Genomic DNA, 12,696 nt, shown 5'->3' with positions numbered 1-12,696 from the left:
GTCTTTACTCTTGCTCTCTTTCTACTTATAAATCAATTTTGGGTTTAGTCTGACTATGTTGATAAAAAAATTGTTTGACAGACATTACCTGTTTTTTGTTCTGCTCTACTCGAGCTCAATTCTAACAGGTTGTGGTGGCGCTTCTGAAGAAGCTAAACAACGTGCAGATGTGACAATTACCGTGACGCACGAGGGAACTCCCGTTACAGAAGCAGAAGTTCGCATGATGCAGGTTGGCAAAGGCGAAGGCGCCGTCGGAATGCTGAATGAATCAGGACAGGCCGAACTTTCTGATGTGGTGCTTGGCAGTTATCTGGTTACCGTCAATCCTCCAGAAGGGACTCCTGATAATCCCGCGCCAAAAAAAGAGTATCCGAATATTCCCAAGCAGTATCGTAGCCTGAAAGACAGCCCGCTCAAAGCGGACGTCCAATCAGGCGACAATGAATTTACCTTTGAGCTGAAATAACTCTCAGGGAAGTTTAATGATGAAACCCCGATCCGCCCGTTTGCGGTTTGTGATCGGGGCGGGCCGCAAAGTAATCGATGGCGGTCTGTAGATCTCCCAGCAGCATGTCTGCCATGTCTCGCGTGAACCCTTCCTTACAGACACAACGGAGGACGGCAAGGTCATCCCGGTTTTTAGGGAATGTGTAAGCGGGAACCAGCCAGCCGCGCTCGCGAACCTTGTCTGAAATATCAAACACGCTGAAGTTGGCTTTGTCGTTTGTGGTGAAGGCAAATACGGGGATATCACTACCGTCAGAAATCAGATCGAACGGCCCTAGCTTCGCAATCCCAGCTGAAAGATACATGGCAACATCCTGCGACGTCTGATGAATCTCACGATAACCTTCATGGCCGAGCCGTAAAAAATTGAAGTACTGCGCTACCACCTGATTACCGGGGCGCGAGAAATTTAATGCGAAGTTAGGCAGGTCTCCACCAAGGTAGTTGCAGTGAAAGACCAGATCTTCAGGCAGCTCTGCTTTATCACGCCAGACGACCCAGCCCACACCGGGGTAAACCAGACCATATTTATGTCCTGAAGTATTGATTGATTTGACCAGGGGCAGCCGGAAATCCCATTTGATTTCCGGTTGTAAAAATGGTGCTACGAACCCACCACTGGCGGCGTCGACATGAATGGGAACCTCCCAGCCGGTTTTCGCGTTGAGTTCCACGAGTGCATCATTGACCTCTTTGACGTTTTCATAGCGGCCGTCAAACGTACTGCCCATGATGGCCACGACACCAATCGTATTTTCATCGATCAGCTTAACTGCTTCTTCCGCGGTCAGACAGTACCGATCCCCTTCCATCGGCACGAAGCGGGGTTCAATTTCCCAGTAGCGGCAGAATTTTTCCCAGCAGACCTGCACATTGATGCCCATCACCATGTTGGGTTTGTCTGTCGGTTTCCCTTGTGCTTCCCGGCGTTCTTTCCATTTCCATTTCAGTGCCATACCACCCAGCATGGCGGCTTCGCTGGAACCGATGGTCGAACAGCCGACCGAATTCTCTTCGTCGGGTGAGTTCCAGAGGTCTGCCAGCATGTTCGTGCACCGCAATTCAATTTCTGCCGTCTGCGGGTACTCATCCTTATCGATCATGTTCTTGTCGAATGTTTCCGACATTAACTGTTTGGCTTCGTCTTCCATCCATGTGGTGACGAAGGTCGCCAGGTTCAGTCGCGAATTTCCGTCCAAAATCAGTTCATCGCGAATCAGGTTATAGGCGACTTTTGGAGGCAGCCCTTCTTGAGGCATCAGGTATTTGGGAATCGGTTCCCGAATATAGCGACCGCCATAAGCGGGGGTGATGACGGAATTGACATCGTCGTCATGTGTTTTTTTCTGGCCGTGTAGCATGATTAGCTCCCTCCTGGATCATCGATACGGAATAGAATGAGTGTACGGCTATAGTAATGTCTGGCGCGGGGATTTGAATGAAGATAACGCCAAGGATCGGTTTTTCTGAAAACTTTCCGGTTATGTTGTACAGCCGACTGCGCATTGCCCGATGATATCGAGTTTTTCATCATTCAGATAACAATAGCGATTAACCCAGACTCCATCGGGGCTGATGTCGGTCGCCACCTGCATACGGGTACGAAAATCCTCCGTTGGACCATATCCATGTGCGAGTGCATAAATGGGCATCGGCCGAGCCAGCTTGCGCGCCGCAGCGATTTTTCGTTCCTGGGCATGCGGCCCGGTCAGGTGTGGTTCATCAGGGCCGGGATAATAGATTTCAGCCAGTCGTGCTGGTGGTTCGGAATCGGCAATGTCGAGAAACTTGAACAGCGCACGGACCAGTAACGATTCGGAGATCCCGGGATTGGCGGCCAGCAATTGATCGCCATAAGACCGCAGAATCATCGACCAGTGCATCCCGTACAGTTTGACGCTGACAGAATTGCAATGCTTTGCTGCGAGTGAATAATTCATTCCGGAAATGATTGACCAGGGAGGCGGAAATGCACTGGGGGCCAGTTCGATTTCGGGTTTGCCTACTTCGTTCATCGTCTGACGAAACCCTGCCAGCAACTCCTTGGAAAGCTGCGCCTTCATTAACATCATGGCAGAGGCACCCGGGTAATGGTCATTCAGCCAGATAGGAAAATTCGCAGCCTGATTGTCTTCCGAAAGCCAGTTTTCCAGGTCAAAGTTGGTCAGGCCGCCATTCAGTTTTTGATACAGGGACTGCGCGTCAGACTGCATCTGGTCGAAAAGGTATCCCAGCCGGTCGGCGGCTGCTTTGGCATGATCGCTGAAATCAAAAAAAGCGGAATCCAGAAAATAAGGCGGGTATTCCGGCCAGTCAAAGCGAATCCCGTCGATATCGGGATAGTGTTTGAGCAGGTCCCGAATGAAAGCATGTTGATAATCAATGATATGCGGGCTGGCCAGACTGCCGTTATTCGCCACACGTTTACGTGGCAGAGAACCATCGGGCAAACGTGGAATATCATCTTCGATCGGCCCACCAAATTGTACGCGGTATCCGGGCGGAATCGCCGCTTGCACCTGAAAGTAGACTTCCAAATCGCGGTCATGTGCCGCCTGGATGAAATCAGCGACAACATGCCCCGCGTCACGAGTGAGTTCGTCAGGCTTGGCCGGCTGGTACCGCAAACCGGCATACAGCGATTCATCGGGGATAAAGCTGGGGGAGGTTTTAACCCATAGTTCGCGTTTGTTTTGCCAGAGCGGACGGTCCAGCAGGCGAACTTTGCCGGCGCCGGCATCGGCCGGCGGTTCGCGGACTCCGGTCTGCTCGTCGGCCAGTTGCATCACATAAGGCGAAGTCGCAACCGCGGTAACTCCTGCACGCTGCATAAGATTGTCGAGTACGGCTTCGACTCCCTCATACTGCAGGTACTCTGGTAACACGGTGACGCCAATTTGTCTCTGCTGGCTCATGATTTCCTCGCATAGATGCAGAATGTAAGTTCAGAGACTTTCATTTTATCTGCTGGTGAGAATTGATCTCCACCCTTGCGAGGCGATTTTTTTTGACTTTAAGGAGAGCCAGGCAACTTTTCGCAAAGTGCGACTAAAATGAACGTGGCAACTGGCCCCAGCAGGAGGGAAATCAGAAACCAGTTCAATCCACCCCGGTTTTTTCCTTGTGCCAGGCCTGCGTTAATTAAAGCCAGTGAGCCCCAGCCGACAAGGTATCCGGATTCTTGAGGAATCTGCGCAGCAAATAACATAATTGTCACTCCTGATGAAGGATCGAACTATATCCACTACAAGCAGCCTGATCTCAGCCGATCATCGAGTTGAAAAAACAGCGACCGAGACGGTTTCGTCCCGGTCGTGCATCAGGTCACTCAATAATGATGTCGTTCACGGTGCCGCCACTGGGAATCATTGGTAACACATGTTCCTGGTAGGTGCAGATGACGTCCAATAGATAAGGGCCGTCTGCCGCCAGCATTTCTGCCAGTGCTTTCGGGAACTCTGCTTTTGAACGAACCTGTTTTGCCTGGAGGCCAAAACCTTTGGCGATCGAGACGAAGTCCGGATAGGTTTCCTCGGCATGCGAACCATCGCCTTTGCCTTCTGCTTCGGGGTGATGCACGGGGCCGAGATAGGTATGAGCGCGACGCCCATCCATGAAACGGTCTTCCCACTGAACCACCATTCCCAGGTGCTGGTTATTCAGCAGCAGAATTTTAACCGGCAGTTTTTCCGTATGCAGCGTGGCCATTTCCTGCACGTTCATCAGCATCGAACCGTCGCCGTCAATGTCGACTACCAGCGAATCCGGGAACTGTGCCTGCACTCCCATCGCGGCGGGCAGACCAAAGCCCATCGTTCCCAGGCCAGAACTACTGAGCCAGTGACGCGGTTTGTTGAACTTATAGAACTGTGCCGCCCACATCTGATGCTGACCAACGCCAACGGTGATGTACGGGTCTTTGTCTTTGGTCTGGTTCCAGAGCTCGTGAATCGCATACTGCTGCGAGAGTACGTCGCCCAGTTCCGGATATTTCAGCGGGTACTTTTCTTTCCACGCTTTGACCTGAGCCAGCCAGCTGTCAACCTGAGGCAGGTCGTCATCGGTAATGGCTTCGTTCAACGAATGCAGAACATGTTTCAAGTCTGCGTTGATCGGAATGTGGGCTTCTTTGTTTTTCTGTAATTCGGAAGGATCGATATCAACGTGCACGATCTTGCCATGCTTGGCGAACTCTTCCAGTTTTCCGGTAACACGGTCATCAAACCGCACACCAAAGGCCAGCAGCAAGTCGGCTTCATTGACGGCATAGTTCGCGTAGACTGTTCCATGCATCCCCAGCATGTCCAGGCACAACGGATCATCGCCGGGGAATACTCCCAGTCCCATTACAGTCGTGGTCACAGGAATATTTGTGCGGTGGGCAAACTTAACCAGCTCTTCAGAAGCGTCGGAAATGATCGCTCCACCACCAACATAGAGCATCGGTTTTTTGGAGCGTTTGATAGCTGCCAGAATCTGACGAATCTGTTCTGGGGCCGCTTTACGCAATTCAGGACGATAACCGGGCAGATAAGGCTCGGGATCGTAATCCGGCTCTTCATCGAGCGTGGCCAACTGGCAGTCTTTCGGGAAGTCGATTAGAACCGGGCCGGGACGGCCGGTATTCGCGATGAAAAAGGCTTCCTTCACAATCCGGGCGACATCTTTCACATCGGTCACCATGTAATGATGTTTGGTGATTGCCCGGGAAATTTCAACCATCGGCGTTTCCTGAAACGCATCGCTGCCGATGACAGCCTGTGGTACCTGTCCGGTAATTGCCACCATGGGGATGCTGTCCAGCTTCGCATCAGCCAGCGCGGTCACGAGGTTGGTTGCACCGGGACCACTGGTCGCCATGCAGACTCCGACTTCACCTGTGGTGCGGGCAATTCCCTGGGCAGCAAAACCGCCACCCTGTTCGTGACGAGGCAGCAGAGTTCGAATGTCGTCTTTATATTTAATCAATGCCTGATGCAGGGGCATGCTACAGCCGCCGGGATATGCAAAGATCGTCTTCACGCCCTGCCGCACCAATGCCTGAACCAGAATCTCAGCGCCATTGATTGTCGTAGTTTGCGTCTCTTTTTCGTTGGCAGTGGCCACTGTTTCACCCTTCTGTTTCGATGATCTCTAAGGTCTCAAATAATTCGTTTCAAATGATCAACCAGCGCGATTCCAAGGGGGAATCCGACTTCAGTGTTGATCACCAATTCCCGCTTACCAAAACGGTCTGACATGTAGACGCACCTCGTACGCCCAATGTTCGTTCTGGAAATTCAAGAACTGATTTGCGGTTAATTCTATCTTCTCTCCAGTACAATAACGAGTCATTTCCTGCTCAGAATCCAATTTTCGTGCAGAGACATTCACGTTAGTTGTCTTGGTAAAACAGGTTACAGAGCCTGTTTCGGTTGTATCAATTGGGCTGCTGTTTCAGCCAGGCAGATACTCACAAAGTGACGTGGCTCTTGTTTAAAGGGCGTTGATGGCATCTAAGTCTAATCAAATAAACAGGATAGGGTTGTAGGATGATACGGTCTTTATCGAAATGACCTTTCTGTCAGGAAAGGTTTGCGGGAGTGATTTCTGATTGGTATGATATATAAGTGATTATTTAAATGAATCCGTTTGTCGTGCGTTGCCGAATTGAATAAAGAGGCACAGCGTAGCAATCGAAGTTGAGTCCCACCACAATCGATCCTTCCTTAATCAATGCAGCGAGTCGAGGTGTTAAGCATGAGTCGTCCCGCAAACTCGATCCAGGTAACTCAATCAAGGCGTTCTTTCCTCCAGGCAGGATTTCTCACGCTGGGTGGTTTGGGATTAAGCGATTTACTCCGGCTGCGAGAGGCCTCTGCTTCTCCTGCGAAGACCACGCCGGATACCTCGGTGATTCTCATTTGGTTGCAGGGTGGCCCGAGCCATATGGAAACCTACGATATGAAGCCAAACGCGCCGGTGGAATATCGAGGAGAATTCAATCCGATTCATACCAACGTTCCGGGCATCGATATCTGCGAACACTTACCCTTGCATGCGAAGGTGGCAGACCGCTTCACCATCATCCGTTCCATCTCACACGGCTTTGCCAATCATGCCGGTGGTGCAGGGCGGTTTCTTTCAGGCCGTGATCCGTTAAGACCACTCGAGCCGATTTCGCAATTTCCGACGATCGGTCCCATCGTTTCTAAAATGCGCGATCATGTGAATAACGGACTTCCGAATTATATCGGAAATCAACCGCGCGTGCATGGCGGCGGAAGTTCCTATCTGGGTGAGTCGGCTTTACCATTCGTGGTCGGTTCCGACCCGAACCTTCCCAACTTTCGGGTGCCGAACATCACCATCGACGATAAGCTCAAGGACCGCCTTGATGATCGGGTGACGCTGCTCACTTCATTCGACCAGATGCGCCGCGACCTCGACCAGAACGGTTCGCTAAAGTCCATCGACAAGTTCAACACGCGTGCTCTGGAAATGTTGACCAGTGATCGCGCCCGTAACGCATTCGACATCTCGCAGGAAAGTGACGCCACCCGCGATAAATACGGTCGTCACAAATGGGGCCAGCGTGCTCTGCTGGCCCGTCGACTGGTTGAAGCCGGTAGCAGTTTCGTGACAATGCAGATGCAGAACCCGGGGGTCAAAGGCTGTGCCGGCAACTGGGATATTCACGCGGTGAATGGTCACCTGTATGACGATCTGCGAGGCCGCCTCCCGATCTTCGATCGTGCCGTTTCCGCTTTGATTGAAGATATCTACGAACGGGGCCTGGATAAAAAAGTGATGGTGATTGTCTCGGGCGAATTTGGTCGTACGCCGCGCATCAACCCGCAAAAAGGAACCCGTTCCAAAGTCATGCAGCCTGGTCGCGACCACTGGCCTGGTTCAATGTCAGTCCTGGTTTCGGGCGGCGGCATGAAAATGGGCCAGGTTATCGGTTCAACTACCTCAAACGGCGCATACGCCAAAGACAACAAACTGGATCCGAACGATCTACTCTCCACCGTCTATCGTTTCCTGGGCATTGATCAGAACCACGCCTTCCTCGACCACAGCGGCCGCCCCATGCCGATTCTCCCCAAGGGAAAACCAATCGTCGAGCTATCCTGAGAAATACTTTCGTGTGCCACTGTAGGATTGCTATTTAGTCCAGTCAGTGCTGATGCAAGTCGATACAAAGCACGATGAGTCTTATCGGGTAGCCCCGAATGAAATTCGGGGTTGTCGCAAACAACAGCAATCAAACAGTGAGAAGTGACACTCTTTTTTTCCTGCTTATGATTTCACAAACCGCACACAATAAACTGGTGGCAGGTAATTTGAAATGACTTGCCATGCATCGCCGCCGTTTGCTGAAATCCAGAGATTGCCCGTCGTGGATCCAACGGCAAGGACATCGCCCGTTTCATCGATGTCTAACGCGTGTCGATACACGATGTCAAAACTCTGTTTCCCGGGTAGGCCTTTGGTGAGTACTTCTGTTGTCACGCCGCCGTCGATCGTGCGGGCAACCACAAACTCTCCGTCCACAGGCACGCGGCACTCATCTTTGACACCGGGAACAAACCAGGCGGTCTCAGGCTGCCTGGGATGAACGACGACCGCGAAACCAAATTTTGCGGGCTGAATACCGGTTACTTCCTGCCATGAATTGGCGCCGTCGGTCGTGCGGAACACGCCATTATGATGCTGTATCCAATAAGTATCAGGGTCAGACGGTGACTGAACCATCCGATGGGCGTCTTGAATATTGGGGTTACCGGCCTGATCGGGGGGCATATATTCCGCGTGCATGCCGTCTGCTTTCAGGGTCCAGCTTGCTCCATCATTGTCTGTCACCCACACGCCGCCACAGGATATCCCGATCGCCACGCGTTGACTGTTTTCCGGATGCACGCAAATCGAATGAATGCCCGGATCATCTTTACCGCCACCAAACCATTCTTGTCGTTCAGGAAGATCCCACAAACTTTCCACCAGCTGCCAGCTGGAGCCACAATCGTCGGAACGAAACAGGCCGCCGGGAATCGTACCACACCAGAGCCGTCCCGGCTGATCCGCGCCGCCCGCTTCGAGCGACCAGATTTCATTCAGGCTGGCAGGTTTCGGTTCACTATCTGGGGAAAAGGGGTCCGCCGCTTTAGTAGCTCCTTCCGGGTAGACGGGCACGGGACACTCTTCCCAGTTCTCACCTCCGTCGGTACTGCGATGCAGCTTCACACCAAAATGACCATGGTTCAGTGCGGCGTACGTTTTTTCGTCCCGCGAGTCATGCAAGACCATCGAGACATTTTCGCCGACGAAATCATGTCGGCTCATCTCCCAGCCACTGGGACCGCGATCAAAGCGAAACAGACCTTTCCGCGTGGCAAGATGAACCGAAGCACTCATAACAGGCACCTTTCAATCAGGATGTTGTGGTCGCAAAGAAATCAGAAATGATTAGCCGCCGGAGAGTGCCTGCATCACATAAATCTCACTGTCGGGTGAGATCGCATCGCTCAGATGCACGCGGTCGACGATTGTTTTTCCGTCAACAAAAATCACCATGTGCTGACGCAGACGACTCTGGTCATCCAACACGTAACTCTTTAGCTGCTGCTGAGTTTCAAATACCGCATCCAGCGCGTCACGAACGGTTGCTCCCGAAACGGTGGCTTCGGAGCAATCGAGATGACGTTTCAGATTGGCAGTAAAACAGACACGGACCATGGTTTGCGTATGTTACACGGTACAAATTCGAGAGGCAAACAAATTTCTGCAGTCGATTGACCATATCAATCAATCGACATCTTTCCCGCAATTGCCGTATGAAATCAGCTCGAGCGATCGACATTGGGCAAGTAGCTTTGGTATCAGAAATCAAAAGAAGCCCACTCCGGTATTGCCTACGGCAAACGCGTGAAGACATAGCCGAGACCTGACAGGAGCTGCTTAAAATACTGATCTAAAGCGATAGAGGCCGCTACGATTGTAAAAGTGATTAGCACATTCAAAGGTGTGGCGTTGCGCCAACGGTCCAACAATATTTTACGAGTGTGTCGGCCCGCAATGAGCATGATAACACCACATATGATAGCGATAAACGAAATTCCGACAGTCCCGGAGTGAATGGAGACTGATTGTTGATTTGCAAGCGCCTGCGTCAAAGGTGTGTAAACGTTATCATAGCCGATCCAACACCCAAGGATGAGGGAGACCACGCCAAGGAACCGAACCGCAGTGCTGTTGTCGAGTAACTCGTCCTCAGCATCGACGTAAACACGTGGTGCTGATTTTAGCTGGTTGGATCTTGATTCGGGAGATGAGTCAGGGTTTCCGGTCATGGGAACGAGGTTCTCGTCGATAATCGAATCACTCTTTGTTGGCTAACTTGTAATCATACCGAAAGATAGCACAATCGACGCGATCAGGGTTTCATCTGTGGTAAGAGTCGAAATGATTATAAAAGACAAAGGCTTTGTGTCAAAGACCGACTCAAGAAACCATTCTGGAACGAAGAAAACAGGTATTGCCAGCAAGCGACATCTTTCCCTCAATTGCCCCGCGAAATCGTCCTCGGCTATCGACATTCGGAAAGCAGCTTCGGTAGAATCAAAGTCAACACGTGTGATTCTTTCCTGAAATTAACTTTGATTCCTCTGATTTATAAGAGTAGTTCAATGATAAAACTCTTCCCGCCTGCTTCGTTTCGTAATACATGTTTCTGGCTCATGTCAGCAACCGCATTGCTGTTCCTGTCCAACACCATTGCCTGGAGTGCAGACAAAGCAGAAACCAGCGATGTTAAGAAAGAGAACAAAGAGGCCGAGGATGTTCTGGCTGGCCACTCGTATCATGGCGAAGTTTTCAACGAAGGCCCGCGTCGTGCCGCCTATTTAATGGGCAATACGGGAGACGTTCACTTTGATGTGACTGTCAAAAATTCGGAAGCACAGAAATTCCTCGATCAGGGATTAGGTCAGCTGCATGGCTTCTGGTATCTGGAAGCCGAACGCTCTTTCCGGCACGCGGCAAATTTAGACCCGGATTGCGCCATGGCCTTCTGGGGTGCCGCAATGTGCAATCTGAAAAACAGCAAACGGGCCAAAGGCTTCATCGAAGAAGCGAACAAGCGCATCGACAAAGCCAGCCCCCGCGAAAAGCAGTATATCAAAGCCCTTGAAGCGTATATCAAAGCCGACAAGAAAAAGTCCAAAGAACGCAACGATGCTTACACCAAAGCCATGGAAAACCTGATTTTGGATTACCCCGATGACTTGGAAGCGAAAGCGTTTCTGGCAGTCCATCTTTACAGTTCGCGTTCTTCGAGTACGAGCTATATTGCCGCCGAAGCACTGCTGCAGGATATCTTTGCAAAGAACCCCATGCATCCCGCGCATCACTATCGTATTCATCTCTGGGATCACCGTAAACCGGAAATGGCACTCACATCCGCAGCGAAGTGTGGTCAGTCCGCCCCTGGCATCGCCCACATGTGGCACATGCCCGGGCACATCTATTCGCGTCTGAAACGTTATCAGGATGCCGTTTGGCAACAGGAAGCCTCGGCTCGCGTCGATCACGCTCACATGATGCGCGACTCAGTCATGCCTGACCAGATCCATAATTACGCCCACAATAACGAATGGCTGATTCGCAACCTGATTTTCATCGGCCGCGTGCACGACGCCGTCGCGCTGGCGAAGAATATGATTTCGCTCCCTCAGCATCCCAAATACAACACGCTCAAAAAACGAGGCAGTGCGAAGTATGGTCGCATGCGACTGTTACAGGTTCTTCGCACTTATGAGCTGTGGGACGAACTGATTGCCCTCAGCCAAACCCCTTACTTAGAACCGACCGACGTTGAAGCCGAACAGGTCAATCGCCTGCGTTATCTGGGGGCCGCCTATTATGGAAAAGGAAACATCAAAGAAGGCGACGCTCAATTGGCAAAGCTGCAGAAGCGGCTCGGAAACTTACAGTCCGAAAAGAAACGAGCGGAACAGGCTGCGGTATTGAAGCTCAAAGGAGATACTCCGGTTGCCGCTCTAAAACCAGGAGCTTCAAAATCTTCCAAAGTGACGAAAGCCATCAAAGCGGCCATAGAAAAGGCGGGCAAGCCGTTCGTCGCAAAAATCAACAAACTGGAACGCCCGATCAACGCGTTAAAAGGGCATCAGGCCATCGCTGCCGGCGACTTCAAAACGGGCCATGAACTGTTGAAAAAAGCCGGCGGTGCGGATGAGGTGTATCTGCTCTCGGTACTCTGGAAATCGGGCGAAGAAGAGAAAGCAGAAAAAGCCCTGCGAAAGCTGATCGGTTCTCACAAAAACGAAGTCCAGCCGCAAGCCACACTGGTAGAACTGCTCTGGCAGTCTGATAAAAAAGAAGCGGCGAAAAAGGAATTCGAAACACTGCGCAAACTCTCTGCCACCATCGACCTGGATGTGCCGCTGTTTGTTCGATTGGCACCGATCGCGAAAGAACTGGGTTTCGAAGCAGACTGGCGAATTGAAGACGTCGCCGCCAGCGATGTGGGAGACCGTCCCGACCTCAAAACACTGGGGCCCTTCCGCTGGAAACCATCGCCCGCACCGACCTGGCAGTTGAAAGATGCGACCGGCAAACTTCGCAGCTCGGAAGAATTTAAGGGTAAGCCGCACGTGTTGATTTTTTATCTGGGTTTCAGCTGTCTACACTGTGCCGAACAGCTCCAGGCGTTCGCTCCGATGGTTCAGGAATTTGAAAAAACGGGCATTCCATTAATGGCGATCAGCACGGACAACATTGACGGCCTGAAAACATCGATCAAGAACTACGACAAAGGAGACCTGCCGATCCCGCTGTTTTCGAACGACAAACTGGACACCTTCAAAGCCTTCCACGCGTACGACGACTTTGAAAAACAACCTCTGCATGGCACGTTTATCATTGATGCCGACGGAAAGGTCCTCTGGCAGGACATCAGCTACGAACCCTTCATGGACCCGAAATTCGTGTTGAAAGAAGCAAAACGGCTCTTACCGAAAAAGGCCAAATGGACGGGAATGCAACTGGATATTTTTTGAACTACGGCTGGAACGTTCCATTTCAAGAGAAGGTTCGAGGGTGGTCCCGAATGCAATTCGGGATTGCCGCAGGTAACAGGAAAATGACGGGCTCGACGATCGCATTAATGGGACTCATTCGATCGGA

The 12,696-nt window shown here is 51.5% G+C and carries 9 protein-coding genes; 3 read left to right on the top strand and 6 right to left on the bottom strand.

What is annotated here, in order from left to right; translation table 11 throughout:
• Window positions 1-55: 55 nt before the first annotated feature.
• Window positions 56-469 (top strand): hypothetical protein, encoded by a 414-nt coding sequence (locus tag Enr17x_RS27480; RefSeq protein WP_145313333.1) that lies wholly within the window; start codon window positions 56-58, stop codon window positions 467-469.
• Between the two features lie 13 nt (window positions 470-482).
• On the opposite strand, the gene Enr17x_RS27475 is transcribed toward Enr17x_RS27480, so the two are convergent.
• The 4 genes from Enr17x_RS27475 to ilvB all read right to left on the bottom strand — a co-directional run bounded on the left by Enr17x_RS27475 (window position 483) and on the right by ilvB (window position 5,616).
• Window positions 483-1,871, bottom strand: coding sequence for a glutamate decarboxylase (locus Enr17x_RS27475; protein ID WP_145313331.1), 1,389 nt, complete (start codon window positions 1,869-1,871; stop codon window positions 483-485).
• Between the two features lie 120 nt (window positions 1,872-1,991).
• The gene (locus Enr17x_RS27470; protein ID WP_145313330.1) at window positions 1,992-3,425 is read right to left on the bottom strand and encodes a hypothetical protein; all 1,434 of its coding nucleotides are present in this window, start codon (window positions 3,423-3,425) and stop codon (window positions 1,992-1,994) included.
• Window positions 3,426-3,523: 98 nt separating this feature from the next.
• On the bottom strand, window positions 3,524-3,718 hold the full coding sequence (locus Enr17x_RS27465) for a hypothetical protein (protein WP_145313328.1): 195 nt from the start codon (window positions 3,716-3,718) through the stop codon (window positions 3,524-3,526).
• Window positions 3,719-3,834: 116 nt separating this feature from the next.
• Window positions 3,835-5,616, bottom strand: coding sequence for a biosynthetic-type acetolactate synthase large subunit (gene ilvB, locus Enr17x_RS27460; protein WP_198000833.1), 1,782 nt, complete (start codon window positions 5,614-5,616; stop codon window positions 3,835-3,837).
• Window positions 5,617-6,249: 633 nt separating this feature from the next.
• Here ilvB and Enr17x_RS27455 point away from each other — a divergent pair.
• Window positions 6,250-7,626 carry a DUF1501 domain-containing protein gene (locus tag Enr17x_RS27455; RefSeq protein WP_145313326.1) on the top strand — a complete coding sequence of 459 codons (1,377 nt, stop codon included), beginning with the start codon at window positions 6,250-6,252 and terminating at the stop codon, window positions 7,624-7,626.
• Window positions 7,627-7,791: 165 nt separating this feature from the next.
• Here the strand turns inward: Enr17x_RS27455 and Enr17x_RS27450 are convergent, their stop codons facing one another.
• Together Enr17x_RS27450 and Enr17x_RS27445 are read right to left on the bottom strand one after the other, a co-directional pair.
• Window positions 7,792-8,907, bottom strand: a complete 1,116-nt coding sequence (locus Enr17x_RS27450) for a WD40/YVTN/BNR-like repeat-containing protein (protein ID WP_145313324.1) — start codon at window positions 8,905-8,907, stop codon at window positions 7,792-7,794.
• Window positions 8,908-8,958: 51 nt separating this feature from the next.
• Window positions 8,959-9,228, bottom strand: a complete 270-nt coding sequence (locus tag Enr17x_RS27445) for a MoaD/ThiS family protein (RefSeq protein WP_145313322.1) — start codon at window positions 9,226-9,228, stop codon at window positions 8,959-8,961.
• A gap of 950 nt (window positions 9,229-10,178) precedes the next feature.
• Between Enr17x_RS27445 and Enr17x_RS27440 the strand changes: the two genes are divergently transcribed.
• Window positions 10,179-12,569, top strand: a complete 2,391-nt coding sequence (locus Enr17x_RS27440; protein ID WP_145313320.1) for a peroxiredoxin family protein — start codon at window positions 10,179-10,181, stop codon at window positions 12,567-12,569.
• Window positions 12,570-12,696: the final 127 nt, after the last annotated feature.

It is taken from the genome of Gimesia fumaroli (assembly GCF_007754425.1).
Classification (GTDB): Bacteria; Planctomycetota; Planctomycetia; order Planctomycetales; family Planctomycetaceae; genus Gimesia; species Gimesia fumaroli.
This window is presented reverse-complemented; position numbering and strand designations above follow the sequence as displayed.

What these genes read in the sequence shown, in the direction of transcription:
- Enr17x_RS27480 (WP_145313333.1), top strand. Translation starts at nt 56, where the DNA reads ATGTTGATAAAAAAATTGTTTGACAGACATTACCTGTTTTTTGTTCTG.
- Enr17x_RS27475 (WP_145313331.1), bottom strand. Translation starts at nt 1,871, where the DNA reads ATGCTACACGGCCAGAAAAAAACACATGACGACGATGTCAATTCCGTC.
- Enr17x_RS27470 (WP_145313330.1), bottom strand. Translation starts at nt 3,425, where the DNA reads ATGAGCCAGCAGAGACAAATTGGCGTCACCGTGTTACCAGAGTACCTG.
- Enr17x_RS27465 (WP_145313328.1), bottom strand. Translation starts at nt 3,718, where the DNA reads ATGTTATTTGCTGCGCAGATTCCTCAAGAATCCGGATACCTTGTCGGC.
- Enr17x_RS27455 (WP_145313326.1), top strand. Translation starts at nt 6,250, where the DNA reads ATGAGTCGTCCCGCAAACTCGATCCAGGTAACTCAATCAAGGCGTTCT.
- Enr17x_RS27450 (WP_145313324.1), bottom strand. Translation starts at nt 8,907, where the DNA reads ATGAGTGCTTCGGTTCATCTTGCCACGCGGAAAGGTCTGTTTCGCTTT.
- Enr17x_RS27445 (WP_145313322.1), bottom strand. Translation starts at nt 9,228, where the DNA reads ATGGTCCGTGTCTGTTTTACTGCCAATCTGAAACGTCATCTCGATTGC.
- Enr17x_RS27440 (WP_145313320.1), top strand. Translation starts at nt 10,179, where the DNA reads ATGATAAAACTCTTCCCGCCTGCTTCGTTTCGTAATACATGTTTCTGG.